The sequence below is a fragment of the Saccharopolyspora gregorii genome (genome assembly GCF_024734405.1).
Classification (GTDB): Bacteria; Actinomycetota; Actinomycetes; order Mycobacteriales; family Pseudonocardiaceae; genus Saccharopolyspora_C; species Saccharopolyspora_C gregorii.
Window position 1 is genome coordinate 684,387 of the sequence record NZ_CP059556.1, and the last position, 19,528, is coordinate 703,914.

The following is a 19,528-nucleotide window of genomic DNA, read 5'->3' on the forward strand; positions in this document are numbered from 1 at the left end:
CTGACAGGAATGGTCAGCCGGCCGGTTCGCAGCGGCGGAGGGCGAGCAGCACGTAGGTGCGCACGGCCTGCTCCAGGTCGGCGAGGGGCACGTGCTCGTCGTGGGCGTGCGCGTAGCGGATGTCGCCAGGGCCGAACTGCAGCGTCGGCACGCCGGCGGCCGCGTACAGCCGCAGGTCGGTGCCGTAGGGGGCGCCGAGCACCCGCGGCTCCGCACCGCCCGCGTCGCGGATCGCGCCGCGGGTCTCGTCCAGCAGCGGGTGGCCCGCCGGGAGCCGCCCGCTGGCGAACACGCCGCCGGGCCAGCTCACCCGCACCGGGTGCTCGGCGAGCCACGGGTCGGCGGCGCAGGCTTCGGCGACGGCGGCGGTGAACTCGGCCTTCGCGGTGTCGAGGTCCTCGTCCAGCCGCACCCCGTACCGGCCTTCGGCGACGGCGAGGTCGGGCACCGTGCTGGCCCAGTCCCCGGCGCGCACCACGCCGACCGACAGCGGGTACGGCAGGTCCAGGTGCGCGACCAGCGGATCCGGGTCGGCGTTGCGCCGCGCCTCCAGCTCCCGCAGCGCGGGCAGCAGCCCGGCGAGCCCGTCGACCGCGTTCACCCCGCGCAGCCGGGTGGAGCCGTGCGTGCTCTGCCCGGGCACTTCCAGCCGGAAGGTGAGCGAGCCGCCGTTGGCGGCGACGACATCGCCACCGCTGGGTTCGGCGAGCACGACGGCCTGCGCCCGGTGCCCGCGGCGCAACGTCGCGAACGCGCCGAGCCCGCCGTCCTCCTCGCCGACGACCGCGTGCACCCCGACGGGCCGCCGCAGCGGGATGCCCGCGGTGCGCAGCGCCTCCAGGGCGCCGAGGAACGCCGCGATGCCGCCCTTCATGTCGCAGGTGCCGCGGCCGGCGGCGACGCCGTCGTGCACGCGCAGCGCGTACGGGTCGCGGTCCGGCCAGCGGTCCAGGTCGCCGGGCGGCACCACGTCGGTGTGGCCGCAGAACACCAGCGCCGGTTCGCCGTCGCCGAGGACGCCGACGCAGCCGTGCGCCACGTCCCGTTCGGCCTCCTGGCCGGGGAAGCCGGGCTGCGCGGCGAGCTCGTCGAGGTCGATGCGCCAGTGGTCCACCCGGTGCCCGAGCCCGCGGAGCCGGTCGGCGCACCACTGCTGCGCGTCCTGCTCGCCGCGGCTGCCGCCGACGCTGGGAATGGCGACGAGCTCCCGCAGGTCCCGCAGCACCCCGTCGAGGTCGATGGCCGCCAGCGCGGCCCGTTCGAGGTCGGTGCGGGCGGGTTCGCCGTGCTCAGTGCTGCTGCGCGAGGTGGTCACGACCCGAGTGTGGCGCATGGTCGTCGGGCGCTGGAGGGCTGCTACTACCATTCCGGCGTGGCCGAGGGCGACAAGATCGAGCGCGAGTTCGAGATCGGGAAAGACGGGCTGGGCGGCATCGTCGTGGGCATGGACGGCAGCCCGGCGAGCTTCCACGCCGCCTCGTGGGCGGCGGGACTGGCCCGTCGGGAGCGAGCGCGCCTCGTCCTGGTCTACGTGGAGGCCGTGGGCGGCGTCGCCTACTGGTCCCCGATGGGGGTGGCGGTGGCCAGCGAAGCCGCCGAGAGCCTCGTCGAGGAGTTGAAGAAGGAGGTCGTGGCGCACCTGCGCTACATCGACATCGACTGGGACTTCGTGCACCACCGCGGTGATCCGGCGGTGGGCCTGGAGCAGGTCGCCGAGCAGTACCGGGCCGACCTGATCGTGGTGGGCCGGTCCCGGCGCCGCGGCGGACTGCTGGGCACGGTGCCCGCGACGCTGGTGGTGGAAGCGGTGCGGCCGGTCGTCGTGGTCCCCTGATCATTCCCACTATTAATTGAAAGTTCGATCAATTCGCTGTGCGTGGTGCCGATACCGCCGAATGGCGGAAGTGCGGATGAGCGCGTTGAACTGGCCTCATCACCGGTCCATCCGTGTGAGGATGTCGGGCATGAGCGAGGACGGGCCCGGATTCGAGGAAGGGCCGAACACCGTGTGCTTCACCTGCGCCGGTTTCCGGAAGGTGAGCGAACCGCGGTTGTACGCGATCCAGGCCACCCGGGAGACCGAGACGGGCATGTCGATGGGCGAATGGCGGAGCTGCCCGCACTGCGGCGGATCAGGCAGGTTGCCGGGGTTGCAGCCGCCGAGCTGAGCGGACGCCCGGCACCGCCGCGAAAGCCGGACGCGCGGCCGGGACCGTCGGTGCTTTCTGCGAAGCTGGCCGCATGCAAGAGGATCTGCGCACCCTCGGCGAGGACTTCTCCGACGCGGTGCTGACCGGTGCGGAATGGGACGGCCGTGAATTCGCGCACTGCGATTTCACCGATGCCGACCTCGGTCTGCTGCGCGCGCGGAACTGCGTGTTCACCGAATGCACCTTCCGCCGCACCGATCTCGCCGAGTCGCGGATCCGGGCGTGCGCGTTCCGCTCCTGCCGGTTCGACCGGGCGGTGCTGCGCGATTCCCGGTGGGAGGGGTGCAGCCTGCTCGGTTCGTCCTTCGTGGACTGCCGGTTGCGGCAGTGGAAGCCGGGGGAGACGGACCTGACGCTGGTGGGGATGGGCCGCGCCGACCTGCGCGGGCTGGACCTGCGCGGCGTCCGGTTCCGGGAGGCGAACCTCGGCGAAGCCGACCTGCGCCGCTGCGACCTGCGGGAGGCCGACCTGATGGGCGCGCGGCTGCTCGGCACCCGGTTCGAGGAGGCCGACCTGCGCGGCGCGATCATCGACGCCGACGGACTCGCGCAGAGCGTGCTGGCGGGCGCACGGGTGGATGTGAACACCGCCCTGGCGTTCGCCGCCGCGAAGGGCCTCCGCGTCGACTGACCCACCCGCGGGCCGCGCCCCGGGAAAGGAGAACCGGCACCGCCCGCGAGGGGCGATGCCGGTTCTCCGGACCTGCTCGGAACCTCACTCCATCGGCGGGCGCTGGGCGTCCCCGATCTCCTGGAGGGTGCCGTCGGCGACGAGGTCGCTGACCGAGCCGGGCAGCACGTAGGCCGTGCCCCCACCGGGCTGCTCGAACCACGGCACCGCCGTGCCGCGCAGCGCCTGCAGGGGCCGCTGCACGCGGAACGCCGCGTACCCGCGGGTGGACCACTGCGGCGGCAGCGACCGCTGGTTGTACGGCGTGTGGGCCGCGTAGGTGACGTTGCCCGCCGGGTCGCCGAAGCGGTCCAGCTCGGTGCCGGGCTGCAGCACGAGGTTGCGCCGGTCCCGGTACAGCGTCAACGGCGGTTCGCCGCGCAGCGGCTGGATGTTCCCCGTCGCCTGCTGCTGTTGCTGCGGCGGGTGCGGCTGCTCACCGGGGGCGTTCTGCGGCGGGCGCTTGATCGGCCCGCCGGGACGGCCCTGCGGTTCGCCCTGCTGCGGGGCCTGGCCCTGCGGTCCCGGTCCCTGCCGCGGCGGTCCGGCCATGCCCGGCCCGGACGGGCCGGGACGGCGGTCGGCGCCCCCGGTCGGAGCGGCGCCGGGGCCGCCGTGCGGGCCCTGCGGTCCGGGCGCGCCCGGACGTCCCGCCTGGTCCTGCTCGGGGCGCTGGCCGCGCTGCGGCAGCGGCGGGTTCGCCGGGCCGCCCTGCGGGCCCTGCGGTGCCGGGCCCTGCGATCCGGGCTGCGGGGCCTGCGGGTGCTGCGAGCCCGGCTGCACGGGAGTCTGCGCCCCCGGTGCCTGCGTGCCCGGTGCCTGCGTGCCCGGAGCGTGCGCCGCCGGGTTCTGCGCCGCCGGGTTCTGCGCTGCCGGGTTCTGGGCGAAGCCGTTTGGCGCCGCCCCGTTCACGTTCGGCATCGGCTGGAACCGGGTCGCCTCCGCGTCCGGTGCCGCCGTCTGGAAACCGCCCTCGTCCGCGGGTTCCTGTTCGGGTGCCTGGTTGGCGGTGAACAGGAAGTGCCCGCCGGTGCCGGGCGCGGGCTGGCGCTGCGCGGGTTCGGCCGGGGCGCCGCGGCGCGGCAGGTCGCCGAGCGCGGAGCGCTGGTCGGCGGCGTCCGCGGACTCCTGCTCCGGCTCGGCCTGGCTGTCGGTGGCCTGCGCTTCGGCGGCGTCGACGGCCGGGGTCCCGGCCGCCTGCGCTTCGGCGGGCTGGGCGTCGAAGGACTGGGCCGCGAAGGGCTGCGCCTCGGAGGACTGGGCCGCGAAGGGCTGCTGCGCCTCGAAGACCTCCGCCTCGGCGGGCCGGGCTTCCGCGGTCTCACCGAGGTCCCGGGCCGCGCGGTCACCGCGCTGCGGGAGCTCGGCGGCCTCGTCCGCCCGGTGGTCGGTGAACAGACCGGCCGCGGGGGAGTCGGGCGTGCTGCCGAACGCGGCGAACCGCTCCGAGCGACCCGGCTGCTCCACTTCGGACCCGTCCGCGGTGGCGAACCCGGCGGGTTCCGGCTCCGGCGCGGGCGCGGCGGGTTCCGCGGTGTCCGCGTCCGGCCGCGGGGATTCCGGCCGCGAGTGCTCCGAACGCAGCGGCTCCGCCGGCGGGGCTTCCGCCGGCGAGCGCCGCCGCTGGTCCTCGGCGGCGGGCAGCGGCTCGGTGCTGGACAGCAGCAGACTGCCGAGCAGGAAGGCCGCCGCCTGGTCGGCGTGCTCGAAGTGGACGTCGCCGTGCAGGTCGTCCTCGCCGGCGGTCACCACCCAGCCGGGCTCATCGCGCAGCAGGCAGCGCGCGTCGGGGGAGTGGCTGCCGACGCGGTACTCGCTGCCGTCCACGCCCAGTTCGATGAGCCGGTCGTGCAGCCGCGCCAGCACGGCCTGCGTCTCGTCGAGGTCCTCGTCCGCGCCGCTGCCGAGGCCGTGCCGCGAACCGGACTCCTCGGCCACGTCCTCGTCCAGGCCGAGCCCGGCGGGAGCCTGGTCGACCGGCTCGTCGTCGTGGGTGATCAGCGGGAGCCCGGCGTCCGGCGCGGAGTCCTCGGCCGGCTTCTCGCGGCGCCCGAGCACCGGGGTACCCGGTTCGAAAGCGGCCTCGGGTTCCTCGCCGTGCGTGATCAGCGGCGGTTCGGCGTCGGCCGGGGTGCGCTCGGCGGGCTTCTCGCGGCGGCCGAGCACCGCACCGCTCGACTCGAACGCGTTCTCCTCCCGCCACGAGTCGCCGGGCCGGTCGATCTCGGTCGGCTCGGCGGGCGCGGGCAGCCGCACCGCGTAGTCCTCCTCGACGCGCGGCGTCTCGCCGGTGGCCTGCTCGTCGTACCCGTCGTGCTCGGGCTGGTCGAACAGCTCGCGCACCGCGGCGTCCCGGGTGCGGTCGTCCACCTCGCCGAGCGCGAAGCGGCGCGAGCGGATGTGCTCGACGAGCTCCGGCTGCGGCGGCACGCCGTACTGCATCAGGTAGTAGGGCACCGCGCCCGGCCACACCCACGTCCCGTCGGTGTGCCAGGTCGAGGGCACCGAAGCGGGGGCGTTCGGGTCGAGCAGGTCGTCGTCGTTGTCGCGGGACGCGAGCACGATCGGCGCGTTCTCCAGGTAGTGGCGCAGCGCGCCGATCTCGTCCTGGGGCACCGGCGCCCGGGTCGCCACCAGCGGGCGGCCCTGGTCGTCGAAGTCGTCGAACACCAGCGCCGTCCGGAATCCCGCGTCCGGGTCGTCCGCCGCAGGCGGTTCCGCGGCGAACGCGGCCGGTTCCGGCTCGTGCTGCTCGCCGCGGCGCGACTCCCGGCGCGGGAGAGCGGGGGCGGCCTCCTGCGCGGCGTGGTCCTGCCGCGGCGGATCGGGCTGCTGCGCGGGCGCTTCCGGCTGCTGGCCGGCCTGCTCCGCGGGCGCGGTCGCGCCGTCCAGCTTCTCCCGCATCCAGTCCGGCACGTTGTCGTCGGTGCGCGGGTAGCGGCGGAGCTCGTCGACGTACGCGGCGCGCGGCAGCGGGCGCTGCCACTGCGGCTCGGCGTCGAAGTTGATGTCGATGCGGTAGCTCGACGGGCGCTCCACCACGTAGAGCGCGCTGAGCCACGTACCCACGTCGGGGCGGTACATGCCTTCCCGCAGGTGCTCGAAGATCCCCCACAGCTCTTCGGGCGGCTCCCACGGCTCGGTGCCACCGTCCTGGGCGGCGACCTCCCCGAGCAGATCCTGGTACTCGCCCGTGGCGCGGTACTCGACCGTGATCTGCTGCCAGTCCTCAGGTGCGGCCTGCAACAGCAGGACGCCGATCCTGCGGGCTATCTGTTCCTGCTCTTCCGGACTGATCGCTGTCGGACGCGACATGGGTGACATCCTCCCCCTCTCAACCGGGCCCACCGACCCCGCCCCGCGAAAACGCTACTCGAAGGGTCGTTCGTGGTGTGTCGTCCCGGGTGAGTTCGGTGCAGTGGTTCGGCGCCGTGGGTGCGGCGGTGATCGTCGGGCGGGTCGTTCCGAGCTCCAAAGCCTGCCTTGTGGACGTCCGGAGCGACATCACACCACCAGGTGTGATCCGCCGTACGAAAATCGCTGGCCGTTGCGGACGCCGACCGGCACAGTGAACCGCGTGCTGCGCCCGTACCTGTTGTTGGCCCAGGTTCCGCACGCGTTCACGCTGCTCGGCGCAGGTCTGCTGGCTCGATTGCACCAACCGGCGATCAACCTGGTGCTCACGTTCCTGATCGCGGACCGCACCGGTTCTTACACGGCCGGTGGTGTGATCGGCGGCGCGATCACCGTCGGTCAAGCCGTGGCGGGTCCGGTGCGCGGCCGGGCGGCGGACCGCGCGGGGCCGACCGGAGTGCTCCTGATCACGGGGTGCGGTTACGGGCTGGGGCTGTTCGCGATCGCGTTCCTGGCCGGTCCGGACAGCCGGTTGCCCGCGCAGTGGTGGTGGCTGCTGGTTCCCGTGGCGTTCGCCACGGGACTGTCCTTCCCGCCGGCGGGCCAGGTGGGGCGGGCCGTGTGGGTGCGGATCGCGGACGGCCCGGCCCGGCAGGCCGCGTTCGCGGTGGAGGCCACGGCGCAGGAGCTGCTGTTCGTGGTCTCCCCGATCCTCGCCGCGTTCGTCGTCGCCGTGCAGGGCGCGTTCGCCGCGACCGCGTGGTGCGGGGTGATCGGCGCGGCCGGGGCGGTCGTGTTCGCGTTCGTGCTGCGCCGGGCCGGGATCGACGCGGTGCCCGCGGCAGGAGAGCGGCCCGGGGGTGAGCCGCTGTTCGCCGCGCGCGGGTTCGCGCTGGCGCTGGGGTTCACCTGCCTGATGATCGGCGGGGTGATCTCGGTGGACCTGCTGCTGGTCGGCTGGGCGCGGGACCGCGGCACCCCGGAGCTGGCCGGCTACCTGGCCGCGGTGTGGGCGGTCGGCTCGCTGATCGGTGGCCTGCTGCTGGGCGCGTCGGCGCGGCGGCCCCGGCTGTGGCTGCGCGGTGCGCTGGTGGCGGCGGGCGTGGCGGTGCTGGTGCCGGTGCTGCCGCCGGTCGCCGATCCCGGGTCGCCGTGGCTGGTGAGCGCGGTGCTGCTGGTGGGCGGCCTGGCGATCGCGCCGACGTTCGCGGCGAACAACGCGCGGATCGGCGAACTCGCCCCGGCGGGCAGGCGGGTGGAGGCGTTCGGCTGGCTGGCGAGCGCGGGCATGGTCGGGTCCGCGATCGCGGCGCCGCTGACCGGGGCGCTGCTGGACGCGTCCGGACCGGCTGCGGCCGCGGCGGCGGGGACCGCGCTGGCGCTGGCCGCGGTGTGCCTCGCCGCACATCCGAGCGTGCGGACCCGGTCCGCGGAGGACACTCCCGTCCCGTGAGTGCTGAAGCTTCCGCCACCCGCGGCCGAGCCCTCGGCATGGCCGGTGCCGTGCTGGTCGGAGTGGTGCTGTCGGTGCAGTCGCGGCTCAACGGCGCGCTCGGCGCGCAGCTCGGGGACGGGCTCGGGGCCGCGTTGATCTCCTTCGGTTCCGGGCTGGTCGTGCTGCTGCTGGCCACCCCGTTCCTGCCCGTCGCGCGCGCGGGCCTGCGCGCGGTGCGGGCGGCCCTGCGCGACGGGGGCCTGCGCTGGTGGCAGTGCCTCGGCGGTGTCGCGGGCGGGTTCCTCGTGTTCGGGCAGGGCCTGTCGGCGGCGGCGCTGGGCGTCGCGCTGTTCACCGTCGCCGTCGTCGCGGGGCAGGTCGCCAGCGGGCTCGTCGTGGACCGGATCGGGCTCGGACCCGCCGGGCCGCAGCGGGTGACGGCGCCGCGCGTGGTGGGCGCGGTGCTGGCGGTGCTCGCGGTGCTGGTCGCGGTGTGGGAGGAGCTGACCGGGTCCGGCGCGAGCTGGCTGATCCTGGTGCCCGCGCTCGCCGGGATCGGCGTGGCCTGGCAGCAGGCGGTGAACGGCCGGGTGAAGCAGACCGCGGGCTCGCCCGCCTCCGCCGCGGTGATCAACTTCGGGGTGGGGGCGACGGGACTGCTGCTGGCCTGGCTGGTGGAGGTCGGGGTGCGCGGCCTGCCCGGTCCGCTGCCGCCGCAGCCGTGGCTGTACCTCGGTGGAGTGCTCGGCATCTTCGTGATCGGCGGTGCGGCCGCGCTGGTGCACCGCACCGGGGTGCTGGTGCTGAGCATGGGCATGGTCGCCGGCCAGCTGTTCGGGGCGCTGCTGCTGGACCTGCTGGCACCCGCGCCCGGCACGAGCGTGCCGCTGACCACCGTCGTCGGCGTCGCCCTCACGTTCGTCGCGGTCGCCGTCGCCTCGCTGCCGGACCGGTTCGCCCGAGCGTGATCCCGCCGGACCAGCCGGGCCCGCGTCTGCCACGATGAGCAACCGTGAGCGCCACGATCCTGGACGGCAAGGCCACCAAGAACGCGATCTACGAGGAGCTGCGCGGCCGCGTCGCCGCACTCGCCGCGCGCGGCGCCACCCCCGGGCTGGGCACCGTGCTCGTCGGCGACGACCCCGGGAGCCAGTCGTACGTGCGCGGCAAGCACAACGACTGCGCCAAGGTCGGCATCGCCTCGCTGCGCCGCGACCTGCCCGACGACAGCAGCCAGGCCGACCTGGAGGCGGTGCTCGACGAGCTCAACGCCGACCCGGCCTGCACCGGCTACATCGTGCAGCTGCCGCTGCCCGCGCACCTCGACGCCGGTCCGCTGCTGGAGCGCGTCGCCCCGGACAAGGACGCCGACGGGCTGCACCCGATCAGCCTCGGCCGCCTCGTGCTCGGCGAACCCGCGCCGCTGCCGTGCACCCCGCGCGGCATCGTCGAACTGCTGCGCCGCCACGACGTGCCCCTGGACGGCGCGCACGTCGCCGTCGTCGGCCGCGGCATCACCGTCGGCCGCCCGCTGGGCCTGCTGCTGACCCGCCGCGGCGAGAACGCCACCACCACCCTCTGCCACACCGGCACCCGCGATCTGGTCGAGATCGTCCGCACCGCCGACGTCGTCGTGGCCGCCGCCGGGCGCCCGAACCTGATCACCCCGGACATGGTGAAGCCGGGAGCCGCGGTGCTCGACGTCGGCGTCACCCGCACCGAGGACGGCGTGGCCGGGGACGTGCACCCCGACGTCGCCGAGGTCGCCGGGCACCTCTCGCCGAACCCCGGCGGGGTCGGGCCGATGACCAGGGCGATGCTGCTCACCAACGTCGTGGAAGCGGCGGAGCGCCATGCCGCGTGACGGATCGGACGGTCCCCGCGGGCTCGGATCTACGATGACCCGGCAGTTCGGGCAAGCGTGGGAGGCCGGCATGAACGAACGCTTCGGCGACCGGGCGAAGTGGGCGGTGCACGTGCCGTTCGCGCTGGTGCTGCTGGTCGCGGCGATCGGATTCCTGCGGATCGCGATGCACGCGTGGCGGGAGGGCTCGATGCTGCTGAGCCTCGCGCTGCTGCTGGCGGCGGCCGCGCGGGCGTTCCTGCCCCGGGAGCAGGTGGGGCTGATCGCGGTCCGCTCCCGCACGGTCGACCTGATCCTCTACGGCGGGTTCGGGTTGGTGCTGCTGGCAGTAGCAGTAACCATCGTCGGCGGCCCACTGGATTTCTGAGCTTGATCCCCGCTCGTCTTGGTCCGGTGGTGGGGTGGCGGAACCTCAGCGGTTCCCTCGCTGCGGGATCTTTTTCACAGGTGGCTCCGCCACATGCGAAAAAGCTGTCCTCGCGAGGGAACCGCTGAGAACCCGCTGGTGGTCCGGTTGCTCGGGTGGTCGGCGGTTCAGCGGCTTCGCCGCTGACGGGAAGAACGGCGAAGACGGGGCGAGCTCGCTCATTCCCACCAGAAGGACCAGGTGCGGCGGCCGCGGATCTCGCGGGCGTAGGAGGCGATGCTGCCGGCGTCCTGCAGGACCCGGTCCGGGCAGAACGCCCAGTGCTCCGCGGCGACCGACGTGGCGTGCGCCGGGTCCTGCGGCGGGGCCGCGACGCTCACGTCCAGCCGGTCCGGCCCGAGACGCAGCAGCCGCGCCCCGAACCGGTCCTCCCAGCTGCGCAGCAGCGCCGACATGCCCGCGGTGCGGGACACGTGGTTCGCCGCCCCGGACCAGCCGAGCACGGTGAGCACGTCGGACCCGCGCCGCACCGGCACCAGCCCGAGCCGCGTCTCGTCGTCGACGAACCGGGTGGCCTGCTGGTTGGCGAGGATGTCCGGGTCGGCCAGCAGGTTCCCGGCGGGCGCCAGCTCCGGGCAGTTCGCGTCGAACGGCGCCAGCGAATCCATGTCGTAGGCGGGGCCGAGGTCGTCGTCGGCCCGGCACAGCCCCTCCCAGATCCGCAGCATCACGTCCTCGGCCCGCCACAGGTCGATGTGCTCCAGCGGTTCCGGGGGCACGACGCCGACGGTGCACCGGCTGCCGTAGGTCTCGGTGTCGTCGCACAGCAGCAGCGGCCACAGCCCGGTGCGCCGGTGGTCGGCGCGCAGCGCCCCCAGCAGCCGCGGCGCCGGCCGGTCGAAGCTGATCCAGCACAGCGGCGGCTCGTCCCCGTTCGCGCGGGTGGACTGCTCGGTGAGCAGTTCGCCGTCGGGCAGCGGGACGGAGGGCGCGACGCCGGAGGCTCTGGCGAGCAGCTCCGAGAGGTCGGCAGGGGTCTCGGTGGCCTGGTCGTCGTGCAACTCGTCACCGCCTCCTCACCGGACGTCACGCCGCGCCCACCCTAATCAGGGGCGCCGGGCGGTCGGTGAACCTGCCGCCTTTTCGTGATCCGCACCGCCGCGGCGGCAGGCCCGGCCTCAGGGCAGCAACACGATCTTCCCGGTGGACTTCCCCGATCGGTGCAGGTCGAGGGCTCGGGCGGCGTCCCGCAGCGGGAGCCGGTGCGAGATCAACGGGTGCAGTTCGCCGTCGGCGAGCATCCGGAGCAGCCCGGCGAGGTCGTCGCGGTACCGGCCGTCGGCCCGCACGTAGTACATCCGGGCGCGCCGCCCGCCGGCCCGGCCGAGCAGCCGCAGCGCCTCCCAGCGGGCGATGCGCAGGGCGACGTCCGCGTACGGCTTCCACCACGAGCCCGCGTCGTCGAGGGTGCCCGCGCTGCCGTAGCTGATCAGCCGCCCGCCGGGGGCGAGCAGTTCCCAGGAGCGGGTGAGGCTGTCCGGGCCGAGCGGGTCGAACACGGCGTCCACTCCGGACGGTGCGAGCTCCCGGACGCGGCGGCCGACGTCCTCGGTGCGGTGGTCGACGAGTTCGGCGCCGAGCCCGGCCAGCCGCTCGTGCCGGTGCCCGGAGGCGGTGCCGATGGCGCGGACGCCCGCGAGCCGGCACAGCTGCAGCAAGGTGCTGCCGACGCCGCCGCCCGCGCCGTGCACCAGCACGGTGCCGCCGCGCGGGACGCGGGCGCTGCGGTGCAGCAGCTGCCAGGCGGTGACGCCGTTGGTGACCAGCGCGACCGCTTCGTCGGCGGGCACCTGCGCGGGCAGCACCACCGCGAGGTCGGCGGCGAGCTCGACGTGCTCGGCCCAGGCGCCGGTGCGGGTCATCGCGGCGACGCGCTGCCCGGGCCGGCAGGTGGTGACGCCGGGTCCGGTGGCGACGACCTCGCCGACGAGGTCGTAGCCGGGCACGAAGGGGAACGCGGGCTGCATCGGGTAGCGGCCGCCGAGCATCTGCACTTCGGCGAAGGAGAGCCCGGCCGCTTCGACGCGGACCAGCACGCGGCCTGCGCCGGGCGCCGCGTGCTCGGTCTCCCTGCTGGTGAGCACGTCCTGCGGGGCGCCGAGCCCGGTGAGCACGAGTTCGCGGCCGGTGATCGCGGTGGTGGTCATGGTCGAACCTCCAGGAGTGAGAGCTCGTAACAAGCGTGAGAACTTCTAACGAAAGAGTGTCCCTGTTACTATCGCGCTGTCAACAGGGAGGTCCGCACCGCATGTCCGCACCCCAGCGCAGCCCCCGCGAGCGCTACCGCGACCAGACCCGCGCCGAGGCCAAGCAGGTGGCGCTGGAGCAGCTCGCCGAATCGGGCCCGGCGGGCATCTCGGTGAACGCCATCGCCAAGCGCATGGGCATCACCGGCCCCGCGCTCTACCGCTACTTCGAGAACCGGGACGCGCTGCTGAGCGCGCTGATCGTCGACGCCTACCGGGACGTGGCGGAGGCGGTGGAAGGGGCCGCCGAACGGCACCGCAGGAAGGCGCCGGCCCGGCGGGTGCGGGAGGTGGCGCTGGAATGGCGGCGGTGGGCGCTGGCGCAGCCGCACCGCTACCTGCTGCTCTACGGCACGCCGGTGCCGGGATACGCCGCGCCGGAGGAGACCTACGAACTCGCCGACCGCGCACTGCGCGCGCTGCAGGCGCTGTTCGCGGAGCTGGTACCCGCCGACCCGCCGCCGCGCACCGAGCTGGACGAGCAGCTGATCGCGCTGCGCGCGAAGCGGTCGGGGGAGCAGCTGCCGCCCGCGGCGCTGCGGCGCGGCGCGGTGGCCTGGACCCGCTTGCACGGGGTGCTGAGCCTGGAGGTGCAGGGCCAGTTCGCCGGGACCGGCATCGACCCGGAGCTGCTGTTCCGCGCGGAGCTCGACGCGCTGCTCGCCGAACCCTGGTAGGTGCCGCCCGGTGCCGGGCGGCACCCGTCCGCGGTCAGGCCTCCTGCGCGCGCCGCGGCTCGACGATGCAGTCGGGTCCCGGGTAGACGAGCCGTTCGTGCCCGTCGTCGAACCGCACGAGGTACGGCGGGGCGCCCGCCGTGCCGCGCACCTCCAGGATCAGCCCGGTGCGGTCGGTCTCCTCCACCGTCCGGCTGTGCACGTGCAGTTGATCGCCGATGGCTGCTCTCATCACGCTCACCTCCGCATCCAGGCTAGGGGTGGGGAGGGGCGGTTCGCAGTCCGCTGACCTGCGCGATCAGCCGGTGACGTCGGCGCAGGTGTCGGCCACGGCGGCGGTCTTCTCCAGGTGCTGCTGCGACCAGTTGAGGCCGTTCTGCAGCGTGATCTGGCCGGTGGCGACCTGGTCCAGGGAGGCTTGGACGTCGAGCAGCCGGTCCTGCAGGGTCCGGTCGCCGACGCGCTGGGCGAGCGCGCTGATCTCGTCGGCCTTGGTGCGGGCGTCGTCCTGCGCCTGCTCCACGTCGGCGAGGTTCGGGGTGTAGCCGGCGGCTTCGAGCGCGTCCACGCAGGCGGTGGCCTTGTCCAGCCCCTGCTGGGCCTGGTCCAGGCGGTCCCGGCCTTTTTGGAGCTGCCCGCACCCGGCGAGCACCGGCAGCGCCAGCGCCGCCGCGACCATGAGCTGCCGACCGGCTCGCATCGATCTCCCCCGGGGGTTCGTCGGCGCCCGCGCGCCACCTGCTCATCACCCTATCGAGCGATTCGTGCCGTCGTGGGCGTTGTGCGTCACTCCACGCGGTCGGCGCAGCGGGCGCGTCCCGCGGCTCCGGAGCGGATGATCGGCGATCAGGGGCGCGGCGTCAGCCACCGCATGACCTCGGGCGGCAGGTCCAGCGTCGCGATCCACGGGGCGGCGCCGACGCGGTAGAGCACCACCGCGCCCAGCACCACGGCGACGATCGTCAGGGCGGGGCCGACCAGCACCATCTCCACCTTGCCGCCGGTGCGCATCCGCATCGCCTTCGGCGGCGCCACCGCGTACCAGGTCTGGCCGTCCAGCGGGATCGGCCACAGCATCGGGCAGCCCTGCTCGGTGATGGCGTCGCCGAGGAAGTGCATGACGCAGCCGAGGATCACCGCGACGCCGAGCGCCGCCGCCTCCGTGGGCTGGTCGCCGGTCCACGCCCAGCAGGCCGCGGTCAGCCCCAGCGAGGCCACCGCGATGAGCAGCGCGTCCCGCCGCGGGTTCCAGGTGTGCATGATGCCGCGCACGGCGAGCCCGGCGAAGGTGAACATGAGCACGCCGATCGCGATCGAGCTGGTGCTCTGCACGATGGCGGTGGTGACCAGCCCGGCCAGCACCGCGAACACGACGGTGTGGGTGAACCCGCGGTGCGTGCCCTCCCGGTCGCTGTCGTGCTTGGTGCGGGTGAGCCGGTACATGAACCCGCTGAACCCGCTGAACATCGCGGACACGCCCCGGGACAGCGCGCCGAAGGTGCTGGCCACGGTGGATTTGGGGTGGTCGATGTCGGGTAGTAGAGCGGCACCGGACGCGAGCGTGGCGCCGACGACCCACGTCTTCGGGGACAGCTGGCCGATGAGGTGCTGGTCGGCGAGCGCGGTCACCGCCGCCCACGCGGCCAGTCCGCTCATGGCGTGTGTGGGTCCCGTCGACAAAGCCGCCTCCCCGTGATCGTGGCCTCCGCGAGCCTAGAAGGTGATCTCGCGGCGAGTGGCCGGGTGGGCGTTTTCGTCTCAGGGCGGTGTCGCGGGAGCCGGGGCCGGGGCACAATCGGTACCGATAGCAGTACGCTTGTACCGCTTGCATTCTCGCGAGAGGAGCACCCCGCCACATGAGCAAGATCAAGGTCCAGGGAACGATCGCCGAGCTCGACGGCGACGAGATGACCCGGATCATCTGGTCCTTCATCAAGGACAAGCTGATCCACCCGTATCTGGACGTGAACCTCGATTACTACGACCTGGGCATCGAGCACCGGGACGCCACCGACGACCAGGTGACGGTGGACGCCGCGAAGGCCATCGCCCAGCACGGCGTAGGCGTCAAGTGCGCCACGATCACGCCGGACGAGGCCCGAGTGGAGGAGTTCGGCCTGAAGAAGATGTGGCGGAGCCCGAACGGGACCATCCGCAACATCCTCGGTGGCGTCATCTTCCGCGAGCCCATCGTGATCTCGAACATCCCGCGCTACGTGCCCACGTGGACCAAGCCGATCATCATCGGCCGCCACGCGCACGGCGACCAGTACAAGGCCACGGACTTCAAGGTCCCCGGCCCCGGCACGGTCACCATCACCTACACGCCCGCGGACGGCTCCGAGCCGATCCAGCAGGAGGTCGCGCAGTTCCCGACCGACGGCGGCGTGGCCATGGCCATGTACAACTACAAGCGCTCCATCGAGGAGTTCGCCCGCGCGTCCTTCCGCTACGGGCTGGAGCGCGAGTACCCGGTGTACATGTCCACCAAGAACACGATCCTCAAGGCCTACGACGGCGTCTTCAAGGACGTCTTCGAAGAGGTCTTCGAGAACGAGTTCAAGGAGGCTTTCGACGCCAAGGGCCTGACCTACGAGCACCGCCTCATCGACGACATGGTCGCCACGGCCATGAAGTGGGAGGGCGGCTACGTCTGGGCGTGCAAGAACTACGACGGTGACGTGCAGTCCGACACCGTGGCGCAGGGCTTCGGCTCGCTGGGCCTGATGACCTCGGTCCTCATGACCGAGGACGGCAAGGTCGAGGCGGAGGCCGCGCACGGCACGGTCACCCGCCACTACCGCCAGCACCAGCAGGGCAAGCCGACGTCGACCAACCCGATCGCGTCGATCTTCGCCTGGACCCGCGGCCTGGAGCAGCGCGGCCGGCTGGACTCCACCCCGGAGGTCACCGGTTTCGCCCAGGCGCTGGAGCAGGTCGTCGTCGAGACCGTCGAGAGCGGCAAGATGACCAAGGACCTGGCGCTGCTCGTCGGCGGCGACCAGGGCTACCAGACCACCGAGGAGTTCCTGGCCTCGCTGGACGAGAACCTGCAGAAGAAGATGGCCGACCGCTGATCTTCGCCTGAAGGCATCCGCTGAACGCGCCACCCTCGCCCCGCTTCCCGGGGTGGGAGTGGCGTTTTCGCGTTCCGGGGCGGCCCCGTGATGAGATCACCGCAGCACCCGATGCGGAGGAGGAAACGGATGCCGTACCAGTACAAGGTCGTGGAGCTCCGGGAGAAGTGGCTCGGCGGCAAGATGTCCGGCGACAAGCTCGAAGGCGTCCTCAACGAGCACGCCGCCGACGGCTGGCGGATGAAGACCATCACCGGCGCCGACGTGAAGGGGCGGCTGGGGCCCGGCGGAGTAGAAGGACTCCTGATCACCTTCGAACGCGAGGTCTGATCTTCTGGTCTTCGCCCTCGTTCTGCGCGGCTGGGCGGGTGGCGGAACCTCAGCGGTTCCCCCGCTGCGGGATCGTTTTCACCGGTGGCTCCGCCACAGGCGAAAACGCTGTCCTCGCGGGGGAACCGCTGAGAACCCGCGGGTGGTCCGGCTGCTCGGGTGGTCTTCCGCTCAGCGGCTTCGCCGCTGACAGGACACCGACAGGACCTGCCGGGCAGGCTCGAAGACGGGTAGTGAGCACCGGCGTGCCCCGGCCCGCCCGCCGGGCGCGCGGCGGGGGTCGCCGATCGGACGTGATCTCCGGTCCGCTAGGCTGGCACCACAACAGCAAGCGCGTTTAGCTCAGCGGGAGAGCGCTACCTTGACACGGTAGAGGTCACTGGTTCGATCCCAGTATCGCGCACCAACTTTTCTTGCAGGTCAGCGGCCCATTCCCCTTACGGGCTGGCTGTTGATCAGATTGCGAATGGCGACGACATGGCGATGCGATCTTCGCTGACCGTCTCATCGCCAGGCTGCAGGGTCTTCCGCAGGCGTGGGAACCACATCAGCAGCTGGGCCCGTTCTCCGCTCGAGAGGGCGTCGACGGAGCGGGTGAAGCGTTCTTCCAGCGCGGTGAGCAACTGCTCGGTCATCGTCGGGGTGACGTGGTCGTAGACCCGGGCGATGCCCTTCATCTTCTGTCCCAGCCGTGCACGTCGCGCCACTTCAGGGACGCCGTCTTCGGTCAGCCACGTGTTGTGGGTGTGGCGGCCTTCGTGGAAGCTGAACTCCGACAAGATCGCCGGAACGTGGCGCTTGTGCGTGGGTGCATCCGGGTGCACGCCGTCCCAGGCAGGACGCCAGTAGCGCTGCCGGAAGTTCGACCGGCGCCACGGATGCCCTTCCGGGGTGCAGAACGTGAAGGGGTGGTCGTGCGAGGCCAGTAGCGTCTCGTAGAGCACCGCGATGCTCGGCGGCAGTGCCACCCACCTCGTTCCGGCCGGGGTCTTGGTGCGGCCCTTCCTCCGCGTATTCCCCCGGCGCCGTGAGACCTGGGGGGAGATCGCTCCGTCTTCGAACGTGCCTCCGGGCCCGACGCGGCGTCCGTTCTTGAACAGGTTGCCGCCGATCTCCTTGAGCGGGGCCTGGATGACGATCGCCTGGTTGTCAGGGTCGTATTCGTGGCGCATCTGACCGGCGAGTTCGCCCCACCGGGCTCCGGTGTAGAAATCGATCAGGCACAGCACCAAGCCGTGCAGGCCGGTCGTCGCGTGCCCGTCTTTTTGGCATGATACCTGCATCGGCTGCATGAAATATCCGTTCGGTCATCGGATGGACCGAGTGGTGCGTCGAGGCGGTCGTCGAACGCGACGATCAGAGGGGCATCCTCCCCCTTGATGTCGGGATCGCGCTCTCCGTGCGGGTTGTAAAGGTTCCACGAAGGTGGCCGGGTGTCGTGGAGGTCCCGTTCGAGGCCGGCGATGCGGCAGGCCATGGCCAGCGCGGTCAGCTCGGGATCGCCCAACAGGGCCGGCACGCGGGCCGGTGTCGTCCAGCTGCGCAGGAAGTCCGGGGGTGACGCGCAGCATCTCTGCAGCTCGTCCCACGGTGTAGGCGGGATGGTCGATGTCGTCGAGTGCGGTTCCAGTCCCCTCGGCGCCGGAGCGTTCGGGTCTCTCCTGCTGCGGCCGGTAGGGCGTGCCCGGGCCGATCTGCGACCCGGGCACGCGGAACGGGTGGGGTCAGCTGCCGCCGCTGTCGATGACCTTGCGGCCGCCGGTGTCACGGCGGCCGACCTGGATTTGGCGGGGCTTGGCCTGCTCGGCCACTGGCATGGTCACGGTCAGGACTCCGTCGGCGTAGTCCGCGGTGATGTTGTCCAAGTCCAGCCCGTCACCCAGAGCCAGCTGCCGGGAGAAGGTCCCGCGAGGTCGCTCGGCGGCGATGTAGCTGATCTCGCCGTTCGTATCGCTTTCGGTGCGGCCTTGACGCTGGGCTCGCACGGTCAGCGTGTTGTTCTCCGCCCTGACCTCCAGCGAGTCCGGGTCGATGCCGGGCAGGTCGAACTCGGCGATGTAGTTCTCGCCGGCGCGGTAGGCGTCCATGGCCATGCCCTGCGGCGCGCGGCTGGTGCCGAACACCTCGGTGGTCAAGCGGTTGAGATCCCGGAACAACGGGTCGAACGCGAGCGTCATCACAACTCTCCTTTCCCATGTGGAGCTGGTCGACCGACGGGCAGCGCCATGGCGGCGCACCCGTACGCCTTTCTTCGGGGCAGTTCGGATGCCAAACTTGACAGGTTCGCCGATGAATCTATTCTGTACTCACGAACGGAGAATTTCAAGTCCGAGGGTGAGGCCCGCTGACGAGCCGGGTCGATCGCAGGAAGGTGGTGAGCGTTCCGGTGCCGGTGCTGCACGTGATCTACCGCTGGTGCGCTGCGGAGGCGGGCGACTGGGAGCAGTGGCGGGGCTATGCGATCGCCGATGACGCCGCGGTGGAGGCCGACACGCTGTCAGGAGCTCGTGAGCGGATGTCGGAATTGTTGAGGCGCCGCGTCGAGCCATGGCCGTGGGAGGCGGTGGTCGAGCACGTTGAGTGGCCGCTCGGTCCGGGGCTTTGGATTCGCGAGGCGCTTGACGAGCACAGCGACGAGCGCGATCACGCGTCCCGCGTCGTGCTCGAAGCCTTCGGTGACCGTCGTGCGCGGGATCAGCTTGCGGCCCTGCCGGAGGCCAGTCCTGGCGGAGTCGTCGTCGTTGCGGGCGTTCCCGGCGACACCCTCGCCTGGTGCCTGGACCAACACGATGAGCGTGGGGCGTTGGTGGTCGCGGCCGCGGTGAGCAACCACCGTTTGTGGTGGAACGCGCTGGTACCTGCAGTCCGTTCCGCGGCTACGGGGTTGCCGGTGGCAAGCGAGTTGAGCGACCCCTCTCTCGGCGGTGCCGCAACCCTGGACGACTGGATCGCCGCCAGCGAGTGCGGTCGGTTGGTCACGTTGCCCGCGGCCGGGACCGCATCTGGCGGCCGACCGGCCCTTTTGCCCGCGGCCGCGTAGCCGTGCGCGGTGGTGGACAACGGCTCGCCGAGCGAGCGCGGGGTTCACGTCGGGTCGACCGCGTGCGAAGCCGTCAATCGCCCAGCAGCGGCGAACGCGCACGAGCGGGGGTCCCGAACCGCCGGACACCGGGAAAATGGAAGGTGGGCACACCGGCAGGCGGCGAAGGCGATGTACCTTATCGGGAACAGCGTGCGT

At 72.7% G+C, this 19,528-nt stretch carries 20 protein-coding genes and 1 tRNA gene; 12 read left to right on the forward strand and 9 right to left on the reverse strand.

Annotated features, from left to right (window positions below; all coding sequences use genetic code 11):
* Positions 1 to 13: 13 nt before the first annotated feature.
* Entirely contained in the window at positions 14 to 1,315 is a 1,302-nt protein-coding gene (locus H1226_RS03100; protein ID WP_258345769.1) for an ArgE/DapE family deacylase, read from the reverse strand.
* Between the two features lie 57 nt (positions 1,316 to 1,372).
* Here H1226_RS03100 and H1226_RS03105 point away from each other — a divergent pair, with 57 nt between their 5' ends.
* The 3 genes from H1226_RS03105 (at position 1,373) to H1226_RS03115 (ending at position 2,841) form a co-directional block, all read left to right on the forward strand.
* Positions 1,373 to 1,834 carry a universal stress protein gene (locus tag H1226_RS03105; protein WP_224957948.1) on the forward strand — a complete coding sequence of 154 codons (462 nt, stop codon included), beginning with the start codon at positions 1,373 to 1,375 and terminating at the stop codon, positions 1,832 to 1,834.
* 130 nt (positions 1,835 to 1,964) lie between these two features.
* Positions 1,965 to 2,168, forward strand: a complete 204-nt coding sequence (locus H1226_RS03110) for a hypothetical protein (protein WP_224957946.1) — start codon at positions 1,965 to 1,967, stop codon at positions 2,166 to 2,168.
* Between the two features lie 73 nt (positions 2,169 to 2,241).
* Positions 2,242 to 2,841 carry a pentapeptide repeat-containing protein gene (locus H1226_RS03115; RefSeq protein ID WP_258345781.1) on the forward strand — a complete coding sequence of 200 codons (600 nt, stop codon included), beginning with the start codon at positions 2,242 to 2,244 and terminating at the stop codon, positions 2,839 to 2,841.
* A gap of 84 nt (positions 2,842 to 2,925) precedes the next feature.
* Here H1226_RS03115 and H1226_RS03120 read toward each other — a convergent pair whose 3' ends face one another.
* On the reverse strand, positions 2,926 to 6,195 hold the full coding sequence (locus H1226_RS03120; protein ID WP_258345784.1) for a glycohydrolase toxin TNT-related protein: 3,270 nt from the start codon (positions 6,193 to 6,195) through the stop codon (positions 2,926 to 2,928).
* Between the two features lie 262 nt (positions 6,196 to 6,457).
* On the opposite strand from H1226_RS03120, the gene H1226_RS03125 reads away from it, so the two are divergent.
* From H1226_RS03125 to H1226_RS03140, 4 genes are all read left to right on the forward strand, one after another.
* A complete protein-coding gene (locus H1226_RS03125) occupies positions 6,458 to 7,687 on the forward strand; it encodes an MFS transporter (protein WP_258345786.1) in 1,230 nt (409 codons plus the stop codon).
* Complete coding sequence (locus tag H1226_RS03130) at positions 7,684 to 8,637, forward strand: DMT family transporter (protein ID WP_258345787.1); 954 nt, start codon at positions 7,684 to 7,686, stop codon at positions 8,635 to 8,637. Before H1226_RS03125 ends, H1226_RS03130 begins: the two co-directional genes overlap by 4 nt.
* A gap of 44 nt (positions 8,638 to 8,681) precedes the next feature.
* The gene (locus H1226_RS03135; RefSeq protein ID WP_258345789.1) at positions 8,682 to 9,533 is read left to right on the forward strand and encodes a bifunctional methylenetetrahydrofolate dehydrogenase/methenyltetrahydrofolate cyclohydrolase; all 852 of its coding nucleotides are present in this window, start codon (positions 8,682 to 8,684) and stop codon (positions 9,531 to 9,533) included.
* Positions 9,534 to 9,603: 70 nt separating this feature from the next.
* The gene (locus H1226_RS03140; RefSeq protein ID WP_258345791.1) at positions 9,604 to 9,900 is read left to right on the forward strand and encodes a DUF3017 domain-containing protein; all 297 of its coding nucleotides are present in this window, start codon (positions 9,604 to 9,606) and stop codon (positions 9,898 to 9,900) included.
* Between the two features lie 218 nt (positions 9,901 to 10,118).
* Here H1226_RS03140 and H1226_RS03145 read toward each other — a convergent pair whose 3' ends face one another.
* Positions 10,119 to 10,961, reverse strand: a complete 843-nt coding sequence (locus tag H1226_RS03145; protein WP_258345792.1) for a DUF4253 domain-containing protein — start codon at positions 10,959 to 10,961, stop codon at positions 10,119 to 10,121.
* Between the two features lie 117 nt (positions 10,962 to 11,078).
* Positions 11,079 to 12,107 carry a medium chain dehydrogenase/reductase family protein gene (locus H1226_RS28410; RefSeq protein WP_258345793.1) on the reverse strand — a complete coding sequence of 343 codons (1,029 nt, stop codon included), beginning with the start codon at positions 12,105 to 12,107 and terminating at the stop codon, positions 11,079 to 11,081.
* Positions 12,108 to 12,208: 101 nt separating this feature from the next.
* Here H1226_RS28410 and H1226_RS03155 point away from each other — a divergent pair, with 101 nt between their 5' ends.
* A complete protein-coding gene (locus tag H1226_RS03155) occupies positions 12,209 to 12,883 on the forward strand; it encodes a TetR/AcrR family transcriptional regulator (RefSeq protein WP_258345794.1) in 675 nt (224 codons plus the stop codon).
* A gap of 34 nt (positions 12,884 to 12,917) precedes the next feature.
* Here the strand turns inward: H1226_RS03155 and H1226_RS03160 are convergent, their stop codons facing one another.
* The 3 genes from H1226_RS03160 to H1226_RS03170 all read right to left on the reverse strand — a co-directional run bounded on the left by H1226_RS03160 (position 12,918) and on the right by H1226_RS03170 (position 14,563).
* A complete protein-coding gene (locus H1226_RS03160; protein WP_184482931.1) occupies positions 12,918 to 13,115 on the reverse strand; it encodes a DUF1918 domain-containing protein in 198 nt (65 codons plus the stop codon).
* A 66-nt stretch (positions 13,116 to 13,181) separates the two neighbouring features.
* Positions 13,182 to 13,583 (reverse strand): hypothetical protein, encoded by a 402-nt coding sequence (locus H1226_RS03165; protein ID WP_258345797.1) that lies wholly within the window; start codon positions 13,581 to 13,583, stop codon positions 13,182 to 13,184.
* 146 nt (positions 13,584 to 13,729) lie between these two features.
* Positions 13,730 to 14,563, reverse strand: coding sequence for a metal-dependent hydrolase (locus tag H1226_RS03170; protein WP_258345800.1), 834 nt, complete (start codon positions 14,561 to 14,563; stop codon positions 13,730 to 13,732).
* A gap of 176 nt (positions 14,564 to 14,739) precedes the next feature.
* Here H1226_RS03170 and H1226_RS03175 point away from each other — a divergent pair, with 176 nt between their 5' ends.
* From H1226_RS03175 to H1226_RS03185, 3 genes are all read left to right on the forward strand, one after another.
* Positions 14,740 to 15,960, forward strand: a complete 1,221-nt coding sequence (locus H1226_RS03175) for an NADP-dependent isocitrate dehydrogenase (protein WP_224957925.1) — start codon at positions 14,740 to 14,742, stop codon at positions 15,958 to 15,960.
* 129 nt (positions 15,961 to 16,089) lie between these two features.
* Positions 16,090 to 16,290: a DUF4177 domain-containing protein gene (locus H1226_RS03180; protein ID WP_224957924.1), complete on the forward strand. Its 201-nt coding sequence runs from the start codon at positions 16,090 to 16,092 to the stop codon at positions 16,288 to 16,290.
* 331 nt (positions 16,291 to 16,621) lie between these two features.
* Positions 16,622 to 16,696: transfer RNA gene (locus H1226_RS03185), tRNA-Val, on the forward strand.
* A gap of 49 nt (positions 16,697 to 16,745) precedes the next feature.
* On the opposite strand, the gene H1226_RS03190 is transcribed toward H1226_RS03185, so the two are convergent.
* Positions 16,746 to 17,582 (reverse strand): site-specific integrase, encoded by an 837-nt coding sequence (locus H1226_RS03190; RefSeq protein WP_258345811.1) that lies wholly within the window; start codon positions 17,580 to 17,582, stop codon positions 16,746 to 16,748.
* A gap of 432 nt (positions 17,583 to 18,014) precedes the next feature.
* Positions 18,015 to 18,467 (reverse strand): Hsp20/alpha crystallin family protein, encoded by a 453-nt coding sequence (locus tag H1226_RS03195; RefSeq protein ID WP_258345813.1) that lies wholly within the window; start codon positions 18,465 to 18,467, stop codon positions 18,015 to 18,017.
* A gap of 197 nt (positions 18,468 to 18,664) precedes the next feature.
* Between H1226_RS03195 and H1226_RS03200 the strand changes: the two genes are divergently transcribed.
* Entirely contained in the window at positions 18,665 to 19,330 is a 666-nt protein-coding gene (locus tag H1226_RS03200; RefSeq protein ID WP_258345815.1) for a hypothetical protein, read from the forward strand.
* Positions 19,331 to 19,528 lie beyond the last annotated feature (198 nt).